29 protein-coding genes, 1 tRNA gene and 2 pseudogenes are annotated in these 23,930 nt (G+C 69.8%); 13 read left to right on the top strand and 19 right to left on the bottom strand.

Features of this window, described 5'->3' with window-relative positions:
• Positions 1 to 100 precede the first annotated feature (100 nt).
• Together CLM62_RS08520 and CLM62_RS08525 are read left to right on the top strand one after the other, a co-directional pair.
• Positions 101 to 1,600: an MFS transporter gene (locus CLM62_RS08520; RefSeq protein WP_095749244.1), complete on the top strand. Its 1,500-nt coding sequence runs from the start codon at positions 101 to 103 to the stop codon at positions 1,598 to 1,600.
• 431 nt (positions 1,601 to 2,031) lie between these two features.
• The gene (locus CLM62_RS08525; RefSeq protein WP_095749245.1) at positions 2,032 to 2,601 is read left to right on the top strand and encodes a TetR/AcrR family transcriptional regulator; all 570 of its coding nucleotides are present in this window, start codon (positions 2,032 to 2,034) and stop codon (positions 2,599 to 2,601) included.
• A 1,065-nt stretch (positions 2,602 to 3,666) separates the two neighbouring features.
• Here the strand turns inward: CLM62_RS08525 and CLM62_RS08530 are convergent.
• From CLM62_RS08530 to CLM62_RS08540, 4 genes are all read right to left on the bottom strand, one after another.
• Complete coding sequence (locus CLM62_RS08530) at positions 3,667 to 4,038, bottom strand: fic family toxin-antitoxin system, toxin component (protein ID WP_095749246.1); 372 nt, start codon at positions 4,036 to 4,038, stop codon at positions 3,667 to 3,669.
• Complete coding sequence (locus CLM62_RS08535; protein ID WP_095749247.1) at positions 4,035 to 4,289, bottom strand: hypothetical protein; 255 nt, start codon at positions 4,287 to 4,289, stop codon at positions 4,035 to 4,037. Before CLM62_RS08535 ends, CLM62_RS08530 begins: the two co-directional genes overlap by 4 nt.
• 66 nt (positions 4,290 to 4,355) lie before the next feature.
• On the bottom strand, positions 4,356 to 4,508 hold the full coding sequence (locus CLM62_RS49870) for a hypothetical protein (RefSeq protein WP_179382007.1): 153 nt from the start codon (positions 4,506 to 4,508) through the stop codon (positions 4,356 to 4,358).
• Entirely contained in the window at positions 4,508 to 5,212 is a 705-nt protein-coding gene (locus CLM62_RS08540; RefSeq protein ID WP_179382008.1) for a hypothetical protein, read from the bottom strand. The genes CLM62_RS49870 and CLM62_RS08540 overlap by 1 nt, the downstream gene beginning before the upstream one ends.
• Here CLM62_RS08540 and CLM62_RS08545 point away from each other — a divergent pair, their 5' ends adjacent.
• On the top strand, positions 5,213 to 5,518 hold the full coding sequence (locus CLM62_RS08545) for a hypothetical protein (protein WP_095749248.1): 306 nt from the start codon (positions 5,213 to 5,215) through the stop codon (positions 5,516 to 5,518).
• 115 nt (positions 5,519 to 5,633) lie between these two features.
• On the top strand, positions 5,634 to 5,831 hold the full coding sequence (locus tag CLM62_RS08550) for a hypothetical protein (RefSeq protein WP_095749249.1): 198 nt from the start codon (positions 5,634 to 5,636) through the stop codon (positions 5,829 to 5,831).
• Positions 5,832 to 5,945: 114 nt separating this feature from the next.
• Here CLM62_RS08550 and CLM62_RS08555 read toward each other — a convergent pair whose 3' ends face one another.
• Positions 5,946 to 6,560 (bottom strand): TetR/AcrR family transcriptional regulator, encoded by a 615-nt coding sequence (locus CLM62_RS08555; protein ID WP_095749250.1) that lies wholly within the window; start codon positions 6,558 to 6,560, stop codon positions 5,946 to 5,948.
• Positions 6,561 to 6,666: 106 nt separating this feature from the next.
• Here CLM62_RS08555 and CLM62_RS08560 point away from each other — a divergent pair, with 106 nt between their 5' ends.
• The 4 genes and pseudogenes from CLM62_RS08560 to CLM62_RS51265 form a co-directional block, all read left to right on the top strand.
• Positions 6,667 to 8,064, top strand: coding sequence for an MFS transporter (locus tag CLM62_RS08560; RefSeq protein WP_095749251.1), 1,398 nt, complete (start codon positions 6,667 to 6,669; stop codon positions 8,062 to 8,064).
• Between the two features lie 151 nt (positions 8,065 to 8,215).
• Positions 8,216 to 8,743 carry an aspartate carbamoyltransferase gene (locus CLM62_RS08565; protein ID WP_095749252.1) on the top strand — a complete coding sequence of 176 codons (528 nt, stop codon included), beginning with the start codon at positions 8,216 to 8,218 and terminating at the stop codon, positions 8,741 to 8,743.
• A 53-nt stretch (positions 8,744 to 8,796) separates the two neighbouring features.
• Entirely contained in the window at positions 8,797 to 9,258 is a 462-nt protein-coding gene (locus tag CLM62_RS08570) for a GNAT family N-acetyltransferase (protein ID WP_095749253.1), read from the top strand.
• A 180-nt stretch (positions 9,259 to 9,438) separates the two neighbouring features.
• Positions 9,439 to 9,612: pseudogene (locus tag CLM62_RS51265) on the top strand (sulfite exporter TauE/SafE family protein); the annotation flags it as partial.
• Positions 9,613 to 9,739: 127 nt separating this feature from the next.
• Here the strand turns inward: CLM62_RS51265 and CLM62_RS08575 are convergent.
• On the bottom strand, positions 9,740 to 10,525 hold the full coding sequence (locus tag CLM62_RS08575) for a helix-turn-helix transcriptional regulator (protein ID WP_095749254.1): 786 nt from the start codon (positions 10,523 to 10,525) through the stop codon (positions 9,740 to 9,742).
• Positions 10,526 to 10,790: 265 nt separating this feature from the next.
• Here CLM62_RS08575 and CLM62_RS08580 point away from each other — a divergent pair, with 265 nt between their 5' ends.
• Positions 10,791 to 11,069 carry a hypothetical protein gene (locus CLM62_RS08580; protein ID WP_095749255.1) on the top strand — a complete coding sequence of 93 codons (279 nt, stop codon included), beginning with the start codon at positions 10,791 to 10,793 and terminating at the stop codon, positions 11,067 to 11,069.
• A gap of 392 nt (positions 11,070 to 11,461) precedes the next feature.
• On the opposite strand, the pseudogene CLM62_RS08590 reads toward CLM62_RS08580, so the two are convergent.
• Positions 11,462 to 11,891 (bottom strand): annotated as a pseudogene (locus CLM62_RS08590) (DUF6233 domain-containing protein).
• A gap of 155 nt (positions 11,892 to 12,046) precedes the next feature.
• Here CLM62_RS08590 and CLM62_RS08595 point away from each other — a divergent pair.
• The 3 genes from CLM62_RS08595 to CLM62_RS08605 are packed head-to-tail and all read left to right on the top strand — an operon-like array spanning position 12,047 to position 14,294.
• The gene (locus tag CLM62_RS08595) at positions 12,047 to 12,409 is read left to right on the top strand and encodes a hypothetical protein (RefSeq protein WP_095749258.1); all 363 of its coding nucleotides are present in this window, start codon (positions 12,047 to 12,049) and stop codon (positions 12,407 to 12,409) included.
• On the top strand, positions 12,406 to 13,092 hold the full coding sequence (locus CLM62_RS08600) for a hypothetical protein (RefSeq protein ID WP_095749259.1): 687 nt from the start codon (positions 12,406 to 12,408) through the stop codon (positions 13,090 to 13,092). Before CLM62_RS08595 ends, CLM62_RS08600 begins: the two co-directional genes overlap by 4 nt.
• Positions 13,093 to 13,142: 50 nt before the next feature.
• Positions 13,143 to 14,294, top strand: coding sequence for a TniQ family protein (locus CLM62_RS08605; RefSeq protein ID WP_107483767.1), 1,152 nt, complete (start codon positions 13,143 to 13,145; stop codon positions 14,292 to 14,294).
• A gap of 467 nt (positions 14,295 to 14,761) precedes the next feature.
• Here the strand turns inward: CLM62_RS08605 and CLM62_RS08610 are convergent.
• The 7 genes from CLM62_RS08610 to tdh form a co-directional block, all read right to left on the bottom strand.
• A tRNA-Pro gene (locus CLM62_RS08610) sits at positions 14,762 to 14,835 on the bottom strand.
• Positions 14,836 to 14,933: 98 nt separating this feature from the next.
• Complete coding sequence (locus tag CLM62_RS08615; protein ID WP_179382009.1) at positions 14,934 to 15,293, bottom strand: MmcQ/YjbR family DNA-binding protein; 360 nt, start codon at positions 15,291 to 15,293, stop codon at positions 14,934 to 14,936.
• 30 nt (positions 15,294 to 15,323) lie between these two features.
• Complete coding sequence (locus CLM62_RS08620) at positions 15,324 to 15,914, bottom strand: GNAT family N-acetyltransferase (RefSeq protein WP_095749262.1); 591 nt, start codon at positions 15,912 to 15,914, stop codon at positions 15,324 to 15,326.
• Positions 15,911 to 16,501 (bottom strand): helix-turn-helix domain-containing protein, encoded by a 591-nt coding sequence (locus CLM62_RS08625; RefSeq protein ID WP_095749263.1) that lies wholly within the window; start codon positions 16,499 to 16,501, stop codon positions 15,911 to 15,913. The genes CLM62_RS08620 and CLM62_RS08625 overlap by 4 nt, the downstream gene beginning before the upstream one ends.
• 35 nt (positions 16,502 to 16,536) lie before the next feature.
• Positions 16,537 to 17,439 (bottom strand): LysR family transcriptional regulator, encoded by a 903-nt coding sequence (locus CLM62_RS08630; protein WP_095749264.1) that lies wholly within the window; start codon positions 17,437 to 17,439, stop codon positions 16,537 to 16,539.
• A gap of 37 nt (positions 17,440 to 17,476) precedes the next feature.
• Positions 17,477 to 18,697 carry a glycine C-acetyltransferase gene (locus CLM62_RS08635; RefSeq protein ID WP_095749265.1) on the bottom strand — a complete coding sequence of 407 codons (1,221 nt, stop codon included), beginning with the start codon at positions 18,695 to 18,697 and terminating at the stop codon, positions 17,477 to 17,479.
• Positions 18,698 to 18,731: 34 nt separating this feature from the next.
• Positions 18,732 to 19,760, bottom strand: coding sequence for an L-threonine 3-dehydrogenase (tdh, locus tag CLM62_RS08640; protein WP_095749266.1), 1,029 nt, complete (start codon positions 19,758 to 19,760; stop codon positions 18,732 to 18,734).
• A gap of 211 nt (positions 19,761 to 19,971) precedes the next feature.
• Here tdh and CLM62_RS08645 point away from each other — a divergent pair, with 211 nt between their 5' ends.
• A complete protein-coding gene (locus CLM62_RS08645; RefSeq protein ID WP_095749267.1) occupies positions 19,972 to 21,027 on the top strand; it encodes a YihY/virulence factor BrkB family protein in 1,056 nt (351 codons plus the stop codon).
• A 19-nt stretch (positions 21,028 to 21,046) separates the two neighbouring features.
• On the opposite strand, the gene CLM62_RS08650 is transcribed toward CLM62_RS08645, so the two are convergent.
• The 5 genes from CLM62_RS08650 to CLM62_RS51270 all read right to left on the bottom strand — a co-directional run bounded on the left by CLM62_RS08650 (position 21,047) and on the right by CLM62_RS51270 (position 23,692).
• Positions 21,047 to 21,634, bottom strand: a complete 588-nt coding sequence (locus CLM62_RS08650) for a GAF domain-containing protein (RefSeq protein ID WP_095749268.1) — start codon at positions 21,632 to 21,634, stop codon at positions 21,047 to 21,049.
• A gap of 61 nt (positions 21,635 to 21,695) precedes the next feature.
• Positions 21,696 to 22,295, bottom strand: a complete 600-nt coding sequence (locus CLM62_RS08655) for an ATP/GTP-binding protein (protein WP_095749269.1) — start codon at positions 22,293 to 22,295, stop codon at positions 21,696 to 21,698.
• Positions 22,273 to 22,644: a DUF742 domain-containing protein gene (locus CLM62_RS08660; protein WP_095749270.1), complete on the bottom strand. Its 372-nt coding sequence runs from the start codon at positions 22,642 to 22,644 to the stop codon at positions 22,273 to 22,275. The genes CLM62_RS08655 and CLM62_RS08660 overlap by 23 nt, the downstream gene beginning before the upstream one ends.
• A 2-nt stretch (positions 22,645 to 22,646) precedes the next feature.
• Positions 22,647 to 23,081 (bottom strand): roadblock/LC7 domain-containing protein, encoded by a 435-nt coding sequence (locus CLM62_RS08665; protein ID WP_095749271.1) that lies wholly within the window; start codon positions 23,079 to 23,081, stop codon positions 22,647 to 22,649.
• Positions 23,082 to 23,149: 68 nt separating this feature from the next.
• Entirely contained in the window at positions 23,150 to 23,692 is a 543-nt protein-coding gene (locus CLM62_RS51270; protein WP_257003738.1) for a hypothetical protein, read from the bottom strand.
• Positions 23,693 to 23,930: the final 238 nt, after the last annotated feature.

Consider the following 23,930-nt stretch of genomic DNA (forward strand, 5'->3'; position numbering starts at 1 on the left):
CCCCCGTTCACTTGCGTTGCGGAAACCGATCTGTTTCCCTGGTGGAAACAGATCGGTTTCCGATCGGTGTTCAGTCCATGACCGGCAGCAAAGGGAAGACATGACTACCACCTTCGACCGTGGGGCGCCCGCCTCCGGGAAAACCGACTCGGGCCGCCGCGGCTCACATGCCGTGCGCTGGTGGGTGCTCGTCGTGCTGGGCGTGGCACAGCTCATGGTCACGCTCGATGCGACCGTCGTGAACATCGCGCTGCCCGAAGCGCAACATGACCTCGGTTTCAGTGACGGCAGCCGGCAGTGGGTCATCACGGGGTACGCCCTGGCGTTCGGCAGCCTGCTGCTGCTCGGGGGCCGACTCGGTGACATGTTCGGCCGGCGTACGACCTTCGTGGCCGGTCTGATCGGTTTCGCGGGCGCGTCTGTCGTCGGCGGCGCGGCCACCAGCTTCGAACTGCTCGTCGCGGCACGTGTGGCCCAGGGTCTCTTCGCCGCGCTGCTCGCGCCCGCGGCGCTCTCGCTGCTCAGTGTGACCTTCACTCAGTCGGCCGAAAGGGCGAAGGCCTTCGGTATCTTCAGTGCGTTGTCCGGTGCGGGCGCCGCGGTCGGACTGCTGCTCGGCGGCATGCTGACCGAATGGGCGTCGTGGCGCTGGGTGATGTACGTGAACGTCATTTTCGCGGGCGTCGCGCTGGTCGGCGCGCTGCTGTGGCTGGCCAAGCCCGTGGTCACCGAGCGGCCCAAACTTGATATTCCGGGCACCGTCATGGTGAGCGCCGCACTGTTCGGCATCGTCTACGGGTTCGCGCACGTCGAATCCACCAGTTGGACCGACCCGGTCGCCCTCGGCTCCATGATCGGCGGCGTGGTGCTGCTCGCGGTCTTCGCATGGCTGGAGCTCAGGGTCGCGCATCCGCTGCTGCCGCTGCGGGTCGTGCTGGACCGGACCCGAGGTGGTTCGTTCCTGGCCGTGTTCGTCATGGGCATGGGGATGTTCTCGATCTTCCTGTTCCTGACCTATTACCTGGAGGCCAGCATCGGCTACTCGCCGATCGAGGCCGGTCTGGCGTTCCTGCCGATGGTCGGGGGCATCGTTGCCTCGTCGACCACGGTGCCTTCGCTGCTGCTGCCCAGGGTCGGTCCGAAGGTCGTGGTCAGCGTCAGCTTCCTGGTCGCCGCATCCGGTATGGCCTTGCTGACCCAACTCACGTTGAACAGCGGCTACGTCGCCGACATCATGCCGGGCATGATCCTGCTGGGCCTCGGTATCGGCGGGGTGATGACCACCGCGTTCCAGGGTGCGACCGCAGGCGTGCACCACGAGGACGCCGGCGTCGCCTCGGCGCTGATCAACACCAGCCAGCAGGTGGGTGGCTCGATCAGCACGGCGCTGCTGACCACCGTCGCCTCGTCGGCCGCGACCGACTACCTGTCCTCGCACAAGCCCGGCGCACTGACCGTGGCACAGGCCGGGGTCGAGAGCTACACGGCCACCCTGGCGTGGGGCGCCGGGATCTTCGTGGTCGGCGCGGTGCTCGCGGCGTTCCTGCTGCCGAATGCGGCCCTGGCGCCGTCGGAGGGCGAGCCCGTGATCGCCCACTGAGCCTGAATCCACCGAGGATACGCGCTTGTCACGACGAGTGAACTGTGGGAAGTGCCCTGCTACCTGCGCTGATTGGCTCCCTCAAGGCACAGATCAGCGCAGGAAGGCAGGGCAGTCTCCGCGGCAGATCACCGGCGGTATCGGCTCGATCCTCAACAACGGCGCCCAGGGGACACTGGCCTGGCCCGGGGCTGGGTGAGGATGGCCGCCGGCCTCATCGTGGCCACACGCTTCGGCTTCGGGAGTGGGCTGGTCCCGGCAGCCAGGGGCTGCACCGCGTCCCCGCCCAGACAAAGCCCGAGAAGACCGCCGCCCCGGCGTAGCGGAATTTACTCACATGCCCGCTCGGCAGTGAGCAGCGCGAAGATCGCCGGCAAAGCGCCGTAAACTGATCGGTTTCCATTTCGTCGTAAGCGAGTTAACCTCGCCGTATGACCACCGAAGTGAAGCCAAGTACCAGAGAGCGGCTGCTGGAGGCGGCGGCCACGCTCACCTACCGAGACGGTGTCAGCATCGGAGTCGACACGCTGTGCAGGGAGGCGGGGGTGTCGAAGCGCTCTCTGTACCAGCTGTTCGAGAGCAAGGACGAACTGCTCGCGGCGAGTCTGGAGGAGCGATCCTCCGCCTTCGTGGCGACCCTCCTGCCCGCGGCGGACGATGGCCGGTCACCCCACGAGCGGATCTTGCACGTCTTCGACCAGTTGGAGGAGCAGGCGGGTGCGCCCGACTTCCAAGGCTGCCGGTACCTCGCTGCTCAGATCGAGCTCAAAGACCAGAACCACCCCGCGAGCCGGGTGGCCCACCGGATCAAGGCGAACCTGACCGCCTTCTTCCGCGCCGAGGCCGAACAGGGCGGGGCGAGCGATCCCGACCTGCTGGCCCGGCAGCTCATCCTGGTCTTCGACGGCGCCAGCGCCCGCGCCGGGATCGGAGCCGACAAACTGACCGGGCTCGTCGCGCCCACGGTGGCCACCCTCCTCGACACGGCAGGCATGCGCTGACGCATCCCTTTTCGAGCAGGTGCCGTGACCGTGCGCTCCCCGGGTCGATGGCTTCATGTCCCTGACTCCCGGCAAGCGGAGGGGAGCCCCATGGCCGTAAGGGTGTTGACGAGCATGCCGTTCGCCAGGAAGGCCGTCGTCACGTCGACATCGGCACAACGGCGGGTGCACGGTCCCCCAAGGCGTCATCCAGCCGGCTCGGACCACTTCGCCCATCCGGTCATCGCCCTGGGCCTCGGCGGCTGTCACGACGGCGTAGCCCTGCATCTGCATCTGGAGCGTTTCGGGGTGCGCCAAGATCAGCCGCACATAGCTGTTTGCCACGGCCCCGGAGAGCCTGATCGCCGCCCTCCACCCCCTTGGTCGCCCTCTCGAAGGCCAGGTGGGTGTTACTCCGCGCCAGGGCGGCGATGAAGATCGCCTTCCTATCCGGAAAGGAACTCAACCGCTTCACCCGCGACCGGCTCAGCGCCTACAAACGCGGGTCATGGGCTGGGACCAGAAGGGTTTCGGGGCGGAGGAGTACTTCACAGACGTCCTGGTCGAACTTCGGCGTGCCGGGCTGGACTCCCACTTTGTTCTGCCTGAAGATCTGTCGTTCCGGTCCGGTCGGCTCCACTCGCAGCGCGGGGCGGTGGACACGGTGCTGCGCATGTTCGTCACCGCCGACGCCGAGGAAGCCAAGCTGGATCTGTCACCCGTGCGCCAGGCACTCAGCGGTGACAAGGCCCTCGTGCTCGCACCGGAGGCCGGTGCACTGCTCGCCTCCAAGCTCGCGTTGGCCTGGCTCAGCTCAGATGCTGACGCACAGGGAATGGATCCTGCGGACGCCGCCTTCGTGGCACGCCATCTGCCGTGGACCCGGCACGTGAGCGACTCACGCGTGCGCTGGGAAGGTCACAGCGGCGAGCTTCTTCCGCTGCTCCGACGCGAGCAGCACCGCTTCATCCAAGGCCCGCCGAGGTCCTGCCCCACCGGGCGGCTCACAGCGCACCCAGATGCCACCATTCTCCCCCCGCTCACCGGCCTGTCGCGGCCTGAAGGCGATCACCGCCCGGTCCGGGATCAGGGTTTCCAGGTGCGCAGGAAGGAGGCGATCCGGTCGGCGGTGCAGCGGGGGTTGTTCAGCTCGTGGGCGAGTGCGGTGAGCTGTTCGCGGGTGGGGTTGACGGGGATGTTGCTGGCCTCGAGATACATGACGGCGACGGCGCAGGCGACGGTGAGGTTGGAGCGCTCCAGCCACCGGCAGCGGCCCAGGGTGTGTACCAGGGCGGCGGCGCGGGCGAAGGGCCCGCCGTAGACAGGGGTGTCGAGGAGTTCGCCGCCGTGGCGGGCGACGGCGGCGATGGGGATGCCGTAGTCGTCGGCGGCCGGGTCGCGGTGCCCGGCCCGTTCCGCTACTTCGAGGATCCAGGATTCGTCGACGTGCAGGATCACGCGGCGGCGCCCGGCTGCTGCTGGGCGTACGGAGCGTCGAGCTGCTGCTCTAGGTCGTCGAGGAATGTGCCGTGCTCATCGATGAGCCGCTGGGCGGCCGTCATGCCGGCGGCGCGGGCGCCGGTAGTGTCCTCGATGATGAGCCGTTCCACGTACTTGTTGAAGTCCAGGGAACGGGAGCGCGCGGCGGCTTTGCCAGCCTCCAGCACGTCCTCGTTGAGCCGGACCTGCGTCTGCTTCTTCGTGGTCACACCTCATGGTAGCAGGGTGGTAGCAGGCGATGGCTATGTCCGGGAGTGGCCGCTGCCGGTGCCGCGTCACTCGTGGCGGAAACCGCGGGAGGGGTTTCGGGCCTGCTCGGCGTCGAAGAACTCGAACCAGTCCTGCGGCGCGAGGTTGACCATGCCGAGCGCCTGGTTGACCTGACTGTCACTGTCTTCGACGCCGTCGAGGGAGTTGTCGAACAGCATCAGGACGTCGTGGTCCTGGAACAGGATGTCGGAGCAGGCGTGCCAGTCGAAGTCGCGGCGGTCCTCGGGCAGGCCCTCCACGGTCTCGCGTACGCGGGCGGCCGGTTACGCGTCAGGGCCCGGGCTCGGGCGATGCCCAGGTGGAGCGCCATCTCCTCTCCGGTGCAGCGCGGCTCGCCCTCTGCCTCGGACGAGAGGTCTGCGACCAGGTCATCGAAGGCCCTGGCCATGTGCCGACGCCAGGTGCCGTCCTGGCGCAGCGTCACCGGCGGCAGCGAGCCGAACAGACCACCGGCGCCGCGCGGCAGCGGTTCGTCACCGAGCGCGGCAGCCTCTTCCCAGGCCTGGTCGGACAGGTCTTGCAGGGCCAGGCGCAGGACGGCCCTCGTGCGCGGTGTGAGTACGTCTCCGCCTTCTTCGTCCTCGTCCCAGTCCTCGCTGACCGGATCGGAGCCCTCGTAGCGGGCGCGGTCCCGCAGGCGCTCCCGCACACGGTGGGCGGCTTCCTCGGGGGCGGCGAGGGCGGGGTCGATGATCAGCAGGTCTTCGGAGAACCACGTCCGGCCGCGGCCCCGGCGCCCGCCCCGGTAGTGGCCGACGCTGGCATGCTCGGCCGCATCGACCGCGTACGCGGAGCCCTCGTCGCCGCCGGCGTCAATCTTGAGGACCTCGGCGCCGCTCCGGAACCCTCGTGGTTCGCTCACGTGCGCAGTGGCCAGCGCCTGCTGCTCGGCCCGGCGGAGCTGAAGGAGACAGCCAAGCACCTCGCGGGGATCGCAGTGGTGGCCGTGCTCTCTGAGGAGGCCTGTACGAGGCTGCTCAGCCACATCGAGGTACTCGCCACGCTGCGTGAACTCAAAGACGACGGGATGGACGTGCGTTTCTGCCACGGCGGACTCCCCGCCGACGCGGCAACGGTGCGGTCCCTGGCCGACTACGTCCGCGATCAGATCGCAGCCGCGGCCGCTGTCAGTGCCGACACTGTTTTGAAGCCCGGACGCATGGCCTGACCACCCCAGGAGACAGCCGCGGTGGGTGCTCTCGCGGCTGGCGCTGGTGGCCGACAGTCTCCCTGTCGATCACACCCCTGCCGATCTATCGTGACCAGGGACGATTGGGGGCGTCGTGGCGCGGGACACGCGGCTGGTACAGACAGCGGTGATCGGGGATGAGCACTCGGACGTGCCGATCATGCTGCCGACCGAGGCGATCGAACTGGATGGATTCCGCCGAGGCCATGTGCACGACACGTTCTGGTGCGGAGTGCTGCTGGGCGGTTGCGGGGCGCGGCTCGCGCACAAGCTGTACGTCGACCTTCTCTGAACTAGCAGTCGAGCCGTACATCTGACGGTGCACAAGGTCCGGTTCTGTGTCCGTTGGGCGGGCGACGCTGCTCACCACCGCCTGATCACGGTGGAAGACGCAATGCTGTCGCCGTTACGATCCGCCGCTGGTTTCGGGTACTGGTTTGCCCGGGGGTGTGAAGGCGGCGAGAACTGTGGCCGTGATGTGGTCGGCGGCGCGGTCGGAGGTGAGTCGGCCGGCGCGGATCTCTTCTGCTGCGCTATGCATGACCGCGTGCAAGACGTTGACCATCCAGGCGACCGGCAGGTCCGTACGGAAGACCCCCTCGGCGCGGCCGCGGGCGACCAGTGCCTCGACGCGGGCGGCGGGCCCGGCATGCAGTTCGCGGATGCGTCCAGCGGACAGCTCCCGTTGCGCGGCGGTGAGCAGCGCCCGTGCCTGGTCCACCAGGTGCCAGCCGGCGGCGATGTACCGGGACAGGGCGAGCCGCGGGTCACCGGTCATATCAACCGTGTCCAGGACCTCGTTGCCCCGGTCGAGAGCGCGGCTCATCGCCGCGTCGACGACCTCTGCCCGTGAGGTGAAGTGGCCATACAGCGTCACCCGGCCCACGCCTGCGGCCCGCGCGATCTCGCTGAGGCTCGCCTCCGGGTTGCGCCCGAGGCATTCGGCGGCGGCCTGCACGATCGCCTCGATGCTGCGCAGCGCGTCGGCGCGCTTGGCGGTCGTGGAGTTCTTGCTGCCCATGGCGCCCACCCTACCCCGGTAAGTCATACAGCACTGTTTGGGTTATACCCCCAGGGCGTATAACGTGAACACCTCTGTACGACTTAGAGATGAGGGGTGCGCGTTCATGAGCGACACGGAAACCACCACCAGCCGCACGCCGGATGCGCCGCATCCGCTGCGCTGGACGGCCCTGGGACTGCTGGGACTGGCCCAGCTGATGCTGATCCTCGACATCACCGTCGTCGCGATCGCCCTGCCGGACATGGGCGCCGAACTGGACCTGGACCGCGCGGCCTTGACCTGGGTGGTCAGCGGCTACGCCCTCACGTTCGGGAGCCTGATGCTGCTCGGCGGCCGGGCCGCGGACCTCTTCGGCCCCAAGCGGGTCGTCCTGGCCGGGCTCGCCGTGTTCACCGCCGCCTCCCTGGCCGCCGGACTGGCCACCGGCGCCCCGCTGCTGCTTGCCGCACGGATCGCCCAGGGCGCGGGCGCCGCGATGCTCTCGCCCGCTGCGCTGTCGGTGGTGGTGCGGCTGTTCGACGGCGACGAGCGCAACCGCGCGCTCGGTATCTGGTCGGCGCTTGGCGGCGGGGGAGCCGCCCTCGGTGTGCTGCTGGGCGGGTTGATCACGGCGGGTCCGGGCTGGGCCTGGGTCTTCTTCGTCAACGTTCCCGTCGGCCTGGTCGTCCTTGTCTCACTCGCCCGGATCCTGCCCCGCCTGCCCCGCGCGGCTACCGGCTCCCTGGACATACCCGGCGCCGTCCTGGTCGCCGCCGCGACCGGCGCGCTCATCTACGCCCTGATCCATGCCGGTGACCACGGCTGGCTCGATCTCGTCACCGTGGCCCTGGCCTTCGCCGCAGCAGTCGGCTACGCGGCCTTCGCCCTCTGGCAGCGCCGGGCGGCGGCGCCGCTGATGGACCTGCGGCTGCTCACCCGGCGGCCGGTGGTGGCGGGCACCTTCGTCATCGCCGTCACGACGGCGCTGATGGTGGGGGCCTTCTTCCTCGGCTCCTTCTACCTGCAGAACCTTCAGGACCACGGGGCACTGACGACCGGTGTGCTGTTCCTGCCGGTGGCGCTGCTGACCATGGCCGCCGCCGCAGCCGCCGGCCGTGTGATCGGCGTTCTTGGACCCCGGCTGCTGGCGGTGCTCTCTTTGGCTGTGGCGGGCGCCGGGTTCCTCGTGCCGGTGCTGTGGTCCGGAACGGCCGCGATGGTCGCCGGCGTGAGCGTGGCCGCGGCGGGACTGGGCGGCCTGTTCGTGGTCGCCTCCGCCACCGCACTCGCCAGCGTCGCTCCCCACGAGGCCGGGGTCGCGTCGGGCATCGTCAGCACCTTCCACGAGTTCGGCGCCTCCGCCGGCGCGGCGGCCGTCTCCAGCGCCGCCGCTACGAGCATCGCCGCCCGCACCGGTGCCCAGAGCGCCTCCGGATTCGACGACGCGTTCCTCGTCGCCACCGGCCTGGCCGCAGTCTCCGCCGTCATCGTCTGGTGGCTGATCCCCGCCAAGCAGCAGTAAGCCCAGGCCACATACCTCAGGGGGCGAAAGGGGCGGGCCGCGCAGGCGAAGCCGAAGGACTGCGCTATGCCCCCGCCACCGCATCGCAGCGATCCCACCCCCAACGGAACGGGCGTACCGCACGCCCTCGAAATGCTCACGGAGGCACAGGATGAACATCGGAAAGCGCCGGCTGCTGACGGCCGGCATCACCACGGCCTGCATTGGCGCGGCAGTGAGCGCAGCCTTCTGGATCGGCGGCCCCCAAAAGGACAGCAGCGAGGGGCGGACCGACCGGCAGGAAGCGGTCGCCGAACGCGGCCGGACCGTGATGCCCTTCGACCTCGAAGAGACCACCCACCACTTCACCCCGACCGACACAGGCGGCATCCAGGACGTCGTCGCCGACCAGCCCGACGACGCCAAGCAGATCGCCCTCATCCGCACCCACCTGAAGCAGGAGGCCAAGGCCTTCGGCCAGGGCGACTTCGGCGACCCCGCCCAGATCCACGGCGACAGCATGCCGGGACTGGCCGCACTGGAGGAGGGCTACGACCGCATCGAAGTCCGCTACAAGGAGCGGACCGACGGAGCCACCCTGACGTACACCACCGACGAGCCCGCCTTGGTCGACGCTCTGCACGACTGGTTCGAAGCACAGCTCAGCGACCACGGCGACCACGCCGAAACCGGCCACTGACTCACCGGCCGAGCACCACGGCAGACCGCCACCGCAACGACGCACGATCGGAAGTGGACAGGTTGAACGACCCGTACGAGTTGAGCGTCGGTGTGCCCTCCGTCGAGGTCTTCCGCCGCCTGCGCACCGACGCCGGCCTCTCCGACAAGGACCCCGAAGCGGTCGCGCTCGCCCTGCCGAACACGTGGCACGGGGTGGTCCTCAGCCACGAGGGGCAGCCCATCGGCATGGGACGGATCATCGGGGACGGCGGCACCGCCTTCCAGATCGTCGACATGTGCGTTAACCCCGCCCACCAAGGACGTGGCCTCGGCAGGCGCATCATGGCCGCACTCACCGAGGAACTGGAACGCCGGGCGCCCGCCACCGCCTACGTCTCACTGATCGCCGACGGCCCGGCCCGCTTCCTCTACGAGAAGTTCGGCTTCGCCGACACCGCCACCCACGACTCGATCGGCATGTACCGCATCATCGGCAAACGCCCTGGGGCCAGCCGACCACAGGCGCAGCCCTAGACGTTGCCGGCCCCGTGACCGCGGCCCCCACCGGGCCTACCTGTCCGGTACCAGCGGCGGACGGGTGGAGGCACCGCAGCCCCGCCCGGCCGATCGTGAACATCTCGTTGCAGGTCACCTCACCGACCTTCGAGGCGTTGATACTGGCCGGGCGAACAACGGGCAGGGGGCGACGGTGAACTGGACGGTGCCAGGAGGACTGGTTGCCGGCTGCTGATCGCGACCGTGACCGCACCGGTCGGCGTCTCCTGTGCGGTGTTCCTCCTCCCCATCCAGCCGAGCGTCTTCGGCGTGCCCAACCCCGCAGTCACCCCAACCAACCTGCTGTTCAACGTCGCCGCAGGACCCGGCGCCCGAAGGGCTGCTGCGCACCCAGGGCTTGGCGGGCGACCGCAGCTCCTGCATGCCCTCCAGGACGGATGCCTGCCCATCTCAGGCCGGTTCCGCACCATGCCAGCGGGCGACCTGGATCGCTGCTCCGTTATGTCGGGCACCTGGGCAGTACGGTGCTCAACTGGGCCAGCCTGTCGGGCTCGACGCGGATCCCGGGGAGCCATAGGTGCTGCCCTTTCCGCGCGACCTGGATCCAGATGCTGCTGTGTTTTTCTTCCTCGTCGGTGACGGTGACGCCGTCGGCGATCCGGCAACGCGCGTGCAGCAGGTCATGGTGCCAGACACGGTCGGCGGAGTTGGCCGTCGTGTAGGGACGGTAGGGGTCCCAGGCCAGATGCAGCGCGCATTCGTGCGTACGGGGTTTCTGGCATTTCTCTTCGACGTTGTGGACGAGCACTCCGGCATCGCCGTAGCCGGTCTTCGCGTCCTTCGCTTCGGTGCCGCCCTGGGCAGGGGGCGCGGTGGGTGAGTGCTGGAGGCCGAACAGCGTCAGCCCGGCCGCAAGGCCGATGGCGGTGCCGGCTGCGGCGAAGCCCCATGGACCGGACAGGTGCTTGCGCAGACGGCGTCGCCAGGTGAGGGAGGGTTTTGGTGGCGGGGCGGCAGGGGCTGGTTCCTCGGACCGACTGCGGTCGGCGGCCTCCCACAAAGCCCGGTACACGCTGGGGTCTGCTCCCAGCGCCCGGCACAGGTCCCGGACGACGGGCCACGGAGGCACGGTTTCGCCGCGGAAGTAGCGGGAGAGCGACGAGTCGCTGATGCGGACCTGGGTTTCCAGGGCGCGAAGCGTGCGGCCCGAGCTTCGCTGCAGTCCCCGCAGCGCCTCGCCCAGCCTCCGTGCTGCCGCTGCGTCCTGCGGACGTTGGCCACTCATCGACAAGGGTCTCCCCGCAGGTGCCGCAACCGTGTCCCGTCGGCTGCTTCATGTCCCGGGACGGATACGTCCCAGCAGGTCAGGAATGTATTGATCCCGACATCGGTGAAGCAAACGGGACCCGCTGGCGAAGAGCGATCTACCACCGCAAACTCGGCGTACCGGCTGCGCAGATCACCCCCGAGGGTGAGCGGGCCGGTGGCCATGGCCGTGCCGGCACAAGCCGCATGAGCCGACTGTGAACCCTCCACCGAAAGGCTTCACCATGCGTGTACGCACCATGTTCTGCGCCCTCGCAGCGATCGCCGTGACTGGGCTCGGCCTGAGCGCAGCGGCGCCCGCAGTCGCGGCGCCTGCCGCAGCCTCCTCGCACGTGACCGCCGTCCAGGCGGCCGACGGCCTCAACGTCCACCGGGGCAAGTACTTCACCCTGAGCGGCTGCCAGACGGCCGGTCAGCAGGGCATCGATCGCGGACACTGGGACGCCTACCAGTGCGCCGATGGCACGTGGCCCTTGCGGTGGAACCTGTGGACCAACCGCTGAGAAGGTAGCGCCGCTGGCGGCCCCTGAACACAGGGAGGCCGCCAGCGGCCGCGGACCGCCCGACTGCTGACGGCCCGGCAACACCCGTCCGCTGCGTCCTCCTCTCCCTCCATGCCCGACGTCAGCTGCCTCCTCCGGTGCGGCAGGGATCCAGGGAGGACAAGCGCGATGTCGCCGATGACGACATGGCTGTGACGGCGCAGGTGCACCATGTTCAGGAGGTCGTCCAAGTCCACCGGGACGGCGGAGCCGGCGGAGAGCTCCGTGAAGGAGGTGTGGGCGAGCTTGGGCCTGATCTGGGCCACGGCCGGATGGTGACAGCGAGGTCTGACAACACCCGCCCTGCATCAGAACGCGCGCACGGTTTCCCTTGCGGCCGTCCGAGATCGGGCCTACACGCCGTCGGCGAGTCCGTGGTCGAACCCCCGGATCACGGGATCAAGTTCGGCGGCCGCGCCACACAGAGAACAAGTCGGGTCCCCGGATGCTCCGCGGCGTCCAGTGCCTCGTCCAAGGTCAGCAGCGGCGCCCCGGCGGGGGCTTCGTCGCAGTCGAAGGCGTGGATGACGCCCCGGCCGGGACCGCGGCCGCCGTCCAGCTTCTGCAGGACCCAGCCGAACGGCCGGCGCGGTCCCAGGATCTCGCGCACCGTCCACGGCTTCTCCAGGCGCTCGGTGGGCACGGCGTCGTACGAGACCCCGCCGACCGGCCTCACGCGGGAGCCTGCGCCCACACCTCGTACCAGGCGGGCTCCACACCGCCTGAAAACTGGTGGAGAGGCAGTATTGCCAGAGCGCGGTATTCGTGTGCCAAGTGTTCCAAAAGTCTGGTGCTCGCCCTTTCGGGTGCGTGTCATGATCGCGATATGAGGAAGATCATTCAGTTATCGGCCACTGCCCTGACTACCGCGGTCCTTCTGTCCCGCATCCCCGACCGCGCAGGCCAGGCCCGGTCCGGTCGTACCAAACCCGTTCGACATGAGGGTTCGCTGCGCGTCGAACGATGACGACGGGCGCAAGATCGTTACCCGGTACGGCAACTCCGAGCTCGGCTGGAACCACTTCACCCACCGGCACAACATCAAAAAATGCGCCATCCTCAACGCAGCCCTCAAGGACAAGGTCGACCGCAATGACGGCCACGGGCGGTTGGAGTATGACGGCGTCGCGATCAGGACCGGCGGCAGCCCCGCGCAGGTCAAGTTCGTCGTGATCGTTCAGTACACGCGCAAGACTAAGGATGGACGGTACGACGCCGGCCGGGGACAGAAGATCGGCGTCATCAACGCCTTCTGCCGCAACCAGCCGAACAACAAGTGCCCCGCATGGATGAACCAGTGATCGATTCCGAAGACCGAGAGCAGCAGGCGGCTGTCAGCCGCCTGCTGCTGTACTACCTCAACGCCCCCATCGCCGAGGGCTGCCGCCTGCGCGGAGTCGTGCCCGCCCCAGGCGCCGTCCGGATCGCCGTCCATGCTGGAGACGACGAGGACGGCGCTACGTTCCTGTACGAGATCCCCCACGACACCGTCGCCCCGTACTACATCCCCGGCATCCTGCGCACTGTCCTGGCCGGCACCCAGCTCTACGGCAGCAGCGACATCAGCGAAGCCATGGGGATGACCGTCATCCGCCTCCGTCCCGAGGAGATCACCCCGGACCCAGAACCCGAACAGGGCCAGGCACTCACCGTCCTGCGCGCCTTGTCGGACCCCGGCGACGAGGAGAACCCCTTCCTGATCGGTTTCCTGCTGCTGGGGCACAGCCTGTTGCGCCTGTACGTGCAGCGCCCTGACCACCCAGGCACCATCGGCGTAGACATTCGCCTCACCGGTACGCCTACCGCTCTGATCGCCTCCCTTCCCAGCCTCATCGAAGAAGAGCAGCACCAGACCGGCCCTCGCAGAGCCCTTGGTGCCCTGGGTCATATTCCGACCGTTCCATACCGGTCCGGTGGACGGCGGCCGAGGGTGCGCGGCGTTGACGCGGGAAAACCGGCCAACCTCTCCGAACAGCACAGCTAGGGCGTGATTCAGATGTTCTACCAGTCGGTCAGGTCCACGATGAGATCGCAGTGCGGGTCATCGAGAGACGGCTTACGACCAGAAAGCCGCTCAGGTCGGCGGACCTGCCGATCCGCGTCCCGCTGATCCATGGGGAGACGACCGCCTCCTACCTCGCCCGGACCGCGGCCGCCAACGGCATCGAGGCCGGCCGACTCCTCAAGGCGCTGCACCAGGGCCGTCTGCCCAGCGGGGCCCTCGCACCGCTCCGTCCGCACCTGAAGGAGGTCCGGCTCAGCCCGGAGTCCGTCACCCGCCTGGCGGCACTCGTGGAGCGAGACGAAGACCAGCTGCGCCGCGCCCTCCCCGGCCTCCGCCCGGGCGGGCTGCTGGTCGTCTCCGGAGCCGAGGTACGCCTCACCGTCTGGCCGGACGGGCCGGGCGAGGGCCCGCTCAAGGCGTGCCCGCTCTGCCTGGAGGACGGGGCCTGGCTGATCGCGGCCGGCCACCGGTGGCGGCCGTGCGCCTGCGGACGACGCTGGCAGTGCGGGGACGACGCCGGCTATCTGATCGACACCACGCCCCTGCCGGAAATCGGCCGTGCCCTTCAGCAGCACCGCGCCTTCGACCACCGGTGGGGCCCGGCCGGCGACGCCCTGGTCGCCGATGCCCACCAGGTGACGCTGTGGTGGTGGGTGTCCAAGCAGTTCGCCCGCGACCTGTGGCACCAGCGCGAGGAAGCGCTGGGAGTGGGGCCCCGGCTGCGACGCCGGCAGGCGGCCCCGGCCGTCGTCTACCCCGAGGCCGTGCGCCTGGCCGCCGCCATGGCCGACTGGGAGACCCGCCGCGCCGCCTCCGCCGACGCCTCCGCCCGCGACTGGCTGGCCGACGTCGCCGACCGCTTCAAAGCGCCGGGCATCGTCGACGGCCGCGAGAGCCAGCCGCTGCGGTACTGGCTGGAGCTCCACCACTCGCAGCCCGCCCGGCCCGCACCACGCGGCACGAAGCGGGCAGAGCGCCGCTGGAACCTGCTCCCCGGCCTCCACCACCGCCCCGCCGAACGCGGGCCCTTCCAGGCCAACTCATGCCTGCGATGGGTGTACGGCCTGCCGCTCACCTCCGTCACCGAGATCTGCCCGTACTGCGGCGCCAGCGCCCCGACCTGCCGGTGGGTCCCCTTCCCCGACTGCCCCGAACGCCCGACAGAAGATCAACACCGATAGGGCCGAAAAGGTTCGGCACCGTCAGGGAGTCGCCAACCACGTATAGACGGCACCACCAAGTGACACGAGCGCACCTACGGACACCAGCGCCCTTGATACTGGGTGCACCCAGGGCAGCCTCGGCGACTGGTGGAGAGCTAGTTCCAAGTTCGGCGGTCAGCCCGCCCCCTTGTGGATACCGCGTGCCTCCGGTGATACTGCGGCCGACGGCCAGCCGTCAGCCCCTACGACACCACGAGTTCAACCTCAGTAGTGGTCGTAGGCGGTCAGGGAGCGCGGAGAACCTTTGGTCGGCAACCCGGCACGCTGGCAAGTGAGTACGGCGACGGATCCTATAGCGCACCTTGACCGGGTCAACGTGCGCTTCAGCCCAGTCAAGTGCGCTGGTCCCCAAGTTGTCCCAAGAATGATCAATGGGCCGATTCAGATCTCCTCTGAAACGGCCCCTGACCTGCGACTTCGTAAAGTCGGGACGACAGGATTTGAACCTGCGACCCCTTGACCCCCAGTCAAGTGCGCTACCAAGCTGCGCCACGTCCCGGTGCCCGTCTGACCTGGGGTTTCCCTGGCCGGACGTGCATGGAAACAATACCGCACTCGGGTCGGTGGTCGCGCACCGCTTTATTCGGGGAAGTGATTTCAGTCCGCGGCCGGCAGGCCCAACTCGGGGTGGGCGTCGAGCAGTCGGGGCGGGGCCGCCTGGCGCCAGGAGTCGGCGAGGATGTCCCTCAGTTCACCCTCGTCCTCCAGCGCGGCCAGGCGGGCCCGCACCCAGGCGAACTGCGCCTCGTGGTCGGCGATCCAGAACTTGTCCGGCTCGGCCATCACCAGTTCGTCGCGCTCCTCCTTGGGGCAGCGCACGGCGATGGAGGTCTCGTCCTCGGGCAGCGTGACGAACATCTTCCCCGCCACCCTGAACGTGGGCATGCTCCAGGCGATCTTCTCCGTCGTGTCCGGCAGCGACAGGGCGATTCGGCGTACGTCTTCGGCATCCGGCATGACAGGCACCGTAGCCGCTCGCACTGACAATCACCTGGTGAGAGCGCCCGCCGCCGCCTCCTCCACTGCCTCCGCCGGGTCCCGCGCGTGCGCCACGCCCGCACCCTCGCCCACGTGCTTGTAGTAGAGCGTCGTCGGCCGCAGCACCCCGGCAGGGCTCGCCGCGTAGTCGGGGATCACGCCGGCCCGGATCCAGCCCGACGAGCGGTACAGGTGCTCGGCGGGGCTGTCGGTCTCGGTGTCCAGGTGGAGGAGGGTGACGCCGGCGCCCACCGCCGCTTCCTCGGCGGTGGTCACAAGCGTGCGGCCGAGGCCCTGTCCGCGGGCGTCCCGGTGCACCATCAGCTTGACCAACTCGGCGCGGTGGCGGCTGTTGGGCTTGTCGGGGAAGGCCAGACCGACCGTGCCGACGATCCGGTCCCCGTCGTGTGCCGTCCACACGGCGAGTTGCCCGGCGTCCGCCGCGGCGACGCGCTCCTGCCACCAGGCGACGGCCGCCGCCCGGTCGAGCGGCGCGAGGAATCCGACCGAGGCGCCCCCGTCGACCGTGTCGACCAGCAGGTCGGCCAACCCCTCCACACTCGCCGCCAGTCGGGCTCCTTCCACCCGGCTCACGATCACGGCAGCACCACCGCCAGCGCATACCGCACCTCGTCCCGCCCCGCGCACCGGAAGCGCGTCGGCCCCCACACCCTCAGCCGCAGGCAGTCCCCGGTCTCCAGGTGGTGCTCGATGTCCCGCGCCGTGACCTCCAGCGCCCCCGCCAGCACCCAGATGTGCTGCTCCAGGCCGGGCACGGGCGGCCGGTCGTAGGCGATGTCGGCGCCCGCGGCGAGCCGCCCCTCGACGAGTTCGCCGCGCAGCCCCGGGGCCGGCGGGGACACGGACCGTCGTACGAACCCGGAGGTGCGGTCCTCCCACACCGGCTGCTCGGCGACCCGCACCAGCGGCGCAGGCTCGGCCTCGACCTCACTGAGGAGCTGGGACATGGTCCGTTCGTAGACGTGACAGAGCCGGTTCAGGAGGGAGGCGGTCGGGCTGATCTCCGCCCGTTCGGCCCGGGACAAGGTCGAACGGCTGATTCCACTGCGCTCCGCCAGCTCCCCCAACGACCAACCGCGCTCGGCCCGCAGCCCGGCGAGGCGGGCGCCGAGCCGGGCATCGACGGGGTCGGGCTCCGGAGCGGCCTCCACAGAAACGTTTCTCATATCCGGGACGATATCCCAGAAATGAAACGGCCGGGTTACATGCGAGCCGCTTCTTCCAGCGCCTCCAGCACCGGCCGGATCAACGGGTGCTCCTCCGCGCCCCGCCGTACGGCCGCGAAGACCCGGCGCGTGGGCGCGACACCGTCGACGGGGCGGACCACCACACCCACGAGTTCCATGCCGCGCAGCGCCGAGCGCGGCACAAGCGCGACGCCCGCGTCGGCGGACGCCAGCGCCACCACGGCACGGAAGTCGTCGGATGAGTGCTCGAGGCGGGGCTGGAATCCGGCACTCTCGCAGGCGAGGACGACCACGTCGTGGCAGGGGTTGCCGGGGTAGGGGCCGATCCACGGGTCCTTGGCCAGTTCGGCGAGCGGGATCTCGTCGGCGTCGGCGAGGCGGTGGCTGACCGGGACGACCGCGTCGAAGGGCTCGGCGTACAGCGGGACATGGGCCAGGCGCGGGTCGTCGGCGGGCGGGGCTCCGCGGTACTCGACGGCGACCGCCACGTCGACCTGGCGGTCGAGCACCATCGGCAGACTGGCGTCGCCCTCAGCGTCGTGGACGCGGATGCGGATACCCGGCGCCGACCCGGCGAGGCGGGCCACAGCGGGCGCGACGACCAGGGCGATGCCGGTCGCGAAGGAGGCGACCGTGACCGTGCCGGCCGCGCCCGAACCGTAGGCCGCGAGTTCGGCCTCGGCCCGCTCCAGTTGGGCGAGGACGGCGTTGGTGTGGCTGAGCAGGATCTCGCCGGCCGCTGTCAGCCGTACGCCCTTGGCGCCACGCTCGACCAGCCGGTGGCCCGTCTCCTGCTCCAGGGCCGTCAGCTGCTGCGAGACCGCCGACGGCGTGAGGTACAGCGCGGCGGCAGCCGCAGTCACCGTGCGGTGGTCGGCCACCGCACGGAGGATGTGGAGCCGTCGCGCTTCGATCATGCGAACGATTATCGCAATATGTCCGGCCGGTCAGTCTTCACCTGTCTGTCCGGCCGGACGCCAGCTCGGACTCCAGCTCGGCCCGCGCCGCCACGAACGCGTCGACCGCGCGGTTCACGTCGTCCGTGGAGTGCGCGGCGGACAGCTGCACACGGATCCGGGCCTGCCCCTGTGGCACGACGGGGTACGAGAAGCCGATCACGTACACGCCGCGCTCCAGCAGCAGCTCCGCGAGGCGTCCCGCCTTCGCCGCGTCCCCGATCATCACGGGCGCGATGGCGTGGTCGCCGGGCAGGACGTCGAAGCCCTCCTCGGTCATCCGGTGGCGGAACAGGGCGGTGTTCTCGGCCAGCCGGACCCGCAGGTCGTCCGCCGACTCCAGCAGGTCGAGCACCTTCAGGGAGGCGGCGGCGATCACCGGCGCGAGGGTGTTCGAGAAGAGGTACGGCCGTGAGCGCTGGCGCAGGAGCGCGACGATCTCGGCGCGGGCGGCGACGTAGCCGCCGGAGGCGCCGCCGAGCGCCTTGCCGAGGGTGCCGGTGATGATGTCGACGCGGTCCATCACGCCGTGCAGTTCGGGGGTGCCGCGGCCACCGGGGCCGACGAAGCCGACGGCGTGCGAGTCGTCGACCATGACCATGGCGCCGTAGCGGTCGGCGAGGTCGCAGATCTCGCGCAGGGGCGCGACATAACCGTCCATGGAGAAGACCCCGTCGGTGACGATCAGCTTCCGCCGCGCGCCCGCAGCCTCCTTCAACTGCCGCTCCAGGTCCGTCAGATCCCGGTTGGCGTACCGGAAGCGGCGGGCCTTGGACAGGCGGATGCCGTCGATGATCGAGGCGTGGTTGAGCGCGTCCGAGATCACCGCGTCCTGCTCCCCGAGCAGCGTCTCGAACACGCCGCCGTTGGCGTCGAAGCAGGAGGAGTACAGGATCGTGTCCTCCTGGCCGAGGAAGGCGGACAGCCGTGCCTCCAGTTCCTTGTGCACCTCCTGCGTACCGCAGATGAAGCGCACGGAGGCCATGCCGTAGCCCCAGCGGTCCAGGGCCGCGTGGGCGGCGGCGATGACCTCGGGGTGGTCGGCGAGGCCGAGATAGTTGTTGGCGCAGAAGTTGAGCACCTCCCCGGCGCGGCCGCCCTGGGTGACGTGCACGGTCGCGGACTGCGGGGTGTCGATCACGCGCTCGGGCTTGTGCAGGCCGGCGGCGCGGATCTCGTCGAGGGTGGTGCGCAGGTCGTCGCGCACGGAGTCGAACAATGGGAAGCTCCTAAGTGCTTACGCCGTAAGGGAGTTACGCGGCCCAGTCGAGGATGACCTTGCCGCCGCGGCCGCTCGCCGCGTCGGCGAACGCCGCCTCGAAGTCGCGGTAGCCGTACCGGCCGGTGATCACGGGGGCGAGGTCGAGGCCGCCCTCCAGCAGCACCGACATCGCGTACCAGGTTTCGAACATCTCGCGGCCGTAGATGCCCTTGACAGTGATCATCGAGGTGACGATCCGGGCCCAGTCGACCGGGAACTCCTGGGACGGCAGGCCGAGCATCGCGATCCGGCCGCCGTGCGTCATGTTGGCGATCATGTCGCGCAGCGCCTCGGGGCGGCCGGACATCTCCAGCCCGATGTCGAAGCCCTCGCGCAGACCGAGTTCTCGTTGCCCGTCGGCGATGGTCGCCCGCGACACGTTCAGCGCGAGACTCGCGCCGGTCTTGCGGGCCAGCTCCAGGCGCTCCTCGCTGACATCGGTGATCACGACATTGCGGGCGCCCGCGTGCCGGGCCACCGCTGCGGCCATCAGCCCGATCGGACCGGCGCCCGTGATCAGCACGTCCTCGCCGACCAGCGGAAACGACAGCGCGGTGTGCACCGCGTTGCCGAACGGGTCGAAGATCGCCGCCACGTCGAGGTCCACCGGGACACGGTGCACCCACACATTGGACGCGGGCAGCGCCACGTACTCGGCGAACGCCCCGTCCCGGCCGACACCGAGCCCGACGGTCGCCCGGCACAGATGCCGCCGCCCGGCCTGGCAGTTGCGGCACTTGCCGCATACCAGGTGGCCCTCGCCGCTGACCCGGTCGCCGGCCTTGACGTCGGTGACGTCCCGGCCGGTCTCGACGACCTCGCCGACGAACTCGTGCCCGACCACGAGCGGGGTGCGGATCGTCTGCCGCGCCCAGCCGTCCCAGGACCGGATGTGCAGATCGGTGCCGCAGATGCCGGTGCGCAGCACCTTGATCAGTACGTCACCGGCGCCGACCACCGGCTCCGGCACGTCCGCGAGCCACAGCCCGGGTTCCGCCTTCTCCTTGACCAGCGCCTTCAACGCCACGGCTCCTGAGCTGAGGCCCCGGACCCGGGCATGCCGAAGGATCCCGCGTTCGGGGAGAGGGGTGGTTTCGACTGGCAATCTGCCGTACGACGCAGTCCCCGGTCCATCGAGGTTTTCTTAAGCGGCGCCACAGCTTTCCTTCACGCCGGCCCCGATAGACGCTCCATGCGCGTATGTGCGGTGCTCAGCCGGATACTCGTGCGGAATGGTACGGACACTGAAACGGCATGGAAGGCACGGCGCGGCCGGCCAGAAGACCGATGACGTCGTGCGCGCACCGGAGGCCGGCCCGGATGAGCAGGTGGAGCGGCAGGCGCCGGACACTCCGACCGATCTGCCCGGGCGCTCCTGGCGGGCGGTGCTGAAAGGCACCCTGAAGGAGTTCAAGAAGGACGAGCTGGCCGACCGGGCCGCGGCGCTGACGTACTACGGGATCCTGGCGCTGTTCCCGGCACTGCTCGCGTTGATCTCGCTGCTCGGTGTAGTCGGCCGGTCGGCGACCCAGCAGGTGCTGGGCAACATCCAGAATCTCGCCCCGGGCGCGGCGCGGGACGTTCTGCGCAACGCGGTGGTGCAGTTGCAGGGCAACGCCGGGATCGGCTCGGTCATGGCGATCGTGGGTCTGGTGCTCGCGGTGTGGTCGGCGTCCGGCTATGTCGCCGCGTTCATCCGGAGCGCGAACGCCGTCTATGACGTCCCCGAGGGCCGTCCGGTGTGGAAGGTGCTGCCGGTGCGGGTCGGGGTGACCGTTGTGCTGATGCTCCTGACCGTGGTCAGTGCGCTGATCGTGGTGTTCACCGGCGGTCTCGCAAGGGAGGTGGGTACCGCGCTGGGGGTCGGTGACACAGCGCTGACGGTATGGTCGATCGCGAAGTGGCCGGTGCTGGTGGTCCTGGTCACGATCATGATCGCGATCCTGTACTGGGCGACGCCGAACGCGCGGGTCCGCGGCTTCCGCTGGATCACGCCGGGCAGTTTCCTGGCGCTGGTGATCTGGATGATCGCCTCGGCCGGGTTCGCGTTCTACGTGGCGAACTTCGCCTCGTACAACAAGACCTACGGCACGCTCGCCGGTGTGATCGTATTCCTGGTGTGGTTGTGGATCACGAATCTGGCGATCCTGCTCGGCCTGGAGTTCGACGCGGAGCTGGCCCGTCAGCGCGCTGTCGCAGGCGGCCACCCGGCTGGTAAGGAGCCGTATGTGCAGCCGCGCGACACCCGGAAGTGGGACGAGGAGGACCGCCGCCGCCTCGAATCCTGAGGTGGTGGATCACCGAGCGTCAGATCAGGAGTCCGTCGTCCTCCCGCCGCTCCAGCCGTACGACGAGCTGCGCGGCCGCCGACTTGATGGTCTCCAGGCCGGATCTGCCCCAGGGCCGCGGCTCGAAGTCGGCGGCGCACACGGTGCCCAGCACCATGCCTGTGCTGTCGACGAGGGGCGCGCCGAGATAGGAGCGGATGCCGAACTCGTCGACGATGGGGTTGCCCGCGAACCGCGGATAGTCGCTCACGTCCTCCAGCACCAACGCCTTGCGCCGGACCACCACATGGGGGCAGAAGCCGTGGTCGCGCTCCAGGTGGCGGCCCAGCTCCGGGGTGCTCTCCTCGGTGTCCGCCGACCGCGTGACGGTCGGTCTGATGTCCGGGACGCGCAGGCCCGCGAAGAACTGCCGGTGTTCGCCGATGAAGTTGACCATGGCGTACGGCGCCCCCGCGCACTCGGCGAGGCGGGCCGCGAAGGCGTCGAGGCCGGGCTCCGGGTGATCGCCCAACCCCAGTCGGCGCAGTCGCCGTACCCGGGCGGGGGCTTCCCTGTCCTCGGGGGTGAGCAACAGTCGACCGGCCGGGCGGGGCAGGTCGTAGCTCATGGGCGAACTCCGTCGCGGTGGACGTAGGTCATATGCGGCTCCGTGGCGGTGTGTGCGGGGATCACATGTGGGCGCCGTGGCTGGGCGCGACGGCCGGGCTGTGGGCGATGAGGTGTCGTACGAGGGTGAGCAGGGTCTGGACCCCGGAACTGGAGATCCGGGCGTCGCAGCGGACGATGGGGATCTCCGGGGGGAGGTCGATGGCGGCACGGACCTCCTCGGGGTCGTAGCGGTACGAGCCGTCGAACTCGTTGATCGCGACGATGAAGCCGAGGCCGCGCTGCTCGAAGAAGTCGACGGCGGCGAAGCAGTCCTCCAGGCGGCGGGTGTCGGCGAGGATGACCGCGCCCAGCGCACCCTCCGAGAGCTCGTCCCACATGAACCAGAACCGCTCCTGCCCGGGCGTGCCGAACAGGTACAGGACGTGTTCCGGGTCGAGGGTGATGCGGCCGAAGTCCATGGCCACGGTCGTCTCGACCTTGTTCTCGATGCCGTCGAGGCTGTCGGTCGCGGCGCTGACCGTGGTGAGCAGTTCCTCCGTGCTGAGCGGCGCGATCTCGCTGACCGCGCCCACGAAGGTCGTCTTGCCGACTCCGAACCCTCCCGCCACCAGGATCTTCAGCGCGGTGGGGAAGGGGTCAGAGCTGTCGTCGTAGTCCATCGAGCACTGCCTCCAGAAGGGCCCGGTCAGTCGGGTTGTGGTGGAACTCGGGTGGCTTGGTGGTCAGCGCCCCGCAGTCGACGAGGTCCGACAGCAGCACCTTGGTGACCACCGCCGGCAGCTTCAGGTGGGCGGCGACCTCGGCGACCGAGACGGGGGCGCGGCACAGGTCGAGCGCCTGCGCGTGCTCGGGGCCGAGGTAGCCGAGGGGCGTGGCTCCGGTGGCCATCACGTGCGACAACAGGTCGAACACGATGGTGGGCCGGGTGCGGCCGTTGCTGACCGTGAAGGGGCGCACCAGCCGTCCGGCCGCTTCGTCGAGCCAGGGCCCGTCGCCGGCCGTCGTCACGCTCAAGGCCTCATCGCCGTGGGTTCGACGGTGTGCTGCCGGGGTGCGGTCACCAGGTAGGGGCGGACGCTCTTGACCAGCATCGCCATCTCGTAGCCGAGCACGGCCGCGTCGGCCTCGCGGCCGGCGAGGACGGCGAGACAGGTGCCGGAGCCGGCGGTCGTGACGAACAGGAGGGTCGAGTCGAGTTCGACGACGACCTGGCGGACGTCGCCGCCGTCCGCGAAGCGGACGCCGGCGCTGCGGCCGAGGGAGTAGAGGCCGGAGGCCAGGGCGGCCATGTGATCGGCGCCGTCCGGGTCGAGGCCGTGGACCGACTTCACGAGCCCGTCGCTGGACAGCAGGACCGCGCTGATGGTGTGCGGTACGCGCTGCACGAGGCCGCTCATCAGCCAGTCGAGATCGGATACATGGCCGGTCGGCGCTTCGCTCGCCATGGTGGATCGACTCCTTGAGGTACGAAGGTCTGCGGGAGCGCTGGGGGTGGGGGTGGAAGCGGGGGTGGTCATCCGGCGGGTGCGCTCCCGTCGTGCCGGGTGGTGTGGTCGAGGTCGGGACCGGGCGCGGGGAGGCTGCCCCGCAGGCCGCGCGCCTCGGTTATGTGGGCCGCCTCCGGGTGCGCGGGCTCCATCGAGGCCGATCCCCGGTCCGAGGAGGCCGATCCCCTGTCCATGGAGGCCGAACTGACGTCCGTGTGGCCCGAACCCATGGGCGTCGGCCCCATGGGAATCGCCCAGCGGTGTGCGGTGCCCCCATGTGGCGAGGCATGTGTCGAGTCATGTGTCGAGTCGAGACGCACCGACTCCCGGTAGACCGACTCCGGTCGCGGCATCGGCTCGTCGTACGTCGGCTCGTCGTACGTCGGCTCCAGGTGCTGCTGGGCCTCGGCGAGGCCGATGCCGCGTTGGAAAGCCGCCATCAGACCCGGGTCGTGGCCGGCCAGGTACTCGGAGTCCTGACGCGGCGCCGGTCCGTCGCGCAATTGCGGCGCGATGTGTTCCTGGGCCCGGCGCCGGGGAAGTTGGGGCTTGCCCATGGTGCCGCGCACGGCACTGTTGCGGGGGGTGGGGGGGGGGGGGGGGGGGGGGGGGGGGGTGGGGGGGGGGGGGGGGGGGGGGGGGGGGGGGGGGGGGGGGGGGGGGGGGGGGGGGGGGGGGGGGGGTGGTTGCCGGGGCGTTGGCCGTGGGGGCTTGGACGCAGGTGGGAACTGTGGGGTACGTGGTGGAACGGGGGCTGTTGCCGGAGGCGGTGGCGGCCAAGTACCGGGAGCCTTGGGTGGGGTACCA

The organism is Streptomyces sp. SA15 (assembly GCF_002291145.1).
Taxonomy (GTDB): domain Bacteria; phylum Actinomycetota; class Actinomycetes; order Streptomycetales; family Streptomycetaceae; genus Streptomyces.

What these genes read in the sequence shown, in the direction of transcription:
- CLM62_RS08520 (WP_095749244.1), top strand. Translation starts at nt 101, where the DNA reads ATGACTACCACCTTCGACCGTGGGGCGCCCGCCTCCGGGAAAACCGAC.
- CLM62_RS08525 (WP_095749245.1), top strand. Translation starts at nt 2,032, where the DNA reads ATGACCACCGAAGTGAAGCCAAGTACCAGAGAGCGGCTGCTGGAGGCG.
- CLM62_RS49870 (WP_179382007.1), bottom strand. Translation starts at nt 4,508, where the DNA reads ATGCTGTTCGACAACTCCCTCGACGGCGTCGAAGACAGTGACAGTCAG.
- CLM62_RS08555 (WP_095749250.1), bottom strand. Translation starts at nt 6,560, where the DNA reads ATGGGCAGCAAGAACTCCACGACCGCCAAGCGCGCCGACGCGCTGCGC.
- CLM62_RS08560 (WP_095749251.1), top strand. Translation starts at nt 6,667, where the DNA reads ATGAGCGACACGGAAACCACCACCAGCCGCACGCCGGATGCGCCGCAT.
- CLM62_RS08565 (WP_095749252.1), top strand. Translation starts at nt 8,216, where the DNA reads ATGAACATCGGAAAGCGCCGGCTGCTGACGGCCGGCATCACCACGGCC.
- CLM62_RS08575 (WP_095749254.1), bottom strand. Translation starts at nt 10,525, where the DNA reads ATGAGTGGCCAACGTCCGCAGGACGCAGCGGCAGCACGGAGGCTGGGC.
- CLM62_RS08580 (WP_095749255.1), top strand. Translation starts at nt 10,791, where the DNA reads ATGCGTGTACGCACCATGTTCTGCGCCCTCGCAGCGATCGCCGTGACT.
- CLM62_RS08595 (WP_095749258.1), top strand. Translation starts at nt 12,047, where the DNA reads ATGAGGGTTCGCTGCGCGTCGAACGATGACGACGGGCGCAAGATCGTT.
- CLM62_RS08615 (WP_179382009.1), bottom strand. Translation starts at nt 15,293, where the DNA reads ATGCCGGATGCCGAAGACGTACGCCGAATCGCCCTGTCGCTGCCGGAC.
- CLM62_RS08625 (WP_095749263.1), bottom strand. Translation starts at nt 16,501, where the DNA reads ATGAGAAACGTTTCTGTGGAGGCCGCTCCGGAGCCCGACCCCGTCGAT.
- CLM62_RS08630 (WP_095749264.1), bottom strand. Translation starts at nt 17,439, where the DNA reads ATGATCGAAGCGCGACGGCTCCACATCCTCCGTGCGGTGGCCGACCAC.
- CLM62_RS08645 (WP_095749267.1), top strand. Translation starts at nt 19,972, where the DNA reads ATGGTACGGACACTGAAACGGCATGGAAGGCACGGCGCGGCCGGCCAG.
- CLM62_RS08650 (WP_095749268.1), bottom strand. Translation starts at nt 21,634, where the DNA reads ATGAGCTACGACCTGCCCCGCCCGGCCGGTCGACTGTTGCTCACCCCC.
- CLM62_RS08655 (WP_095749269.1), bottom strand. Translation starts at nt 22,295, where the DNA reads ATGGACTACGACGACAGCTCTGACCCCTTCCCCACCGCGCTGAAGATC.
- CLM62_RS08665 (WP_095749271.1), bottom strand. Translation starts at nt 23,081, where the DNA reads ATGGCGAGCGAAGCGCCGACCGGCCATGTATCCGATCTCGACTGGCTG.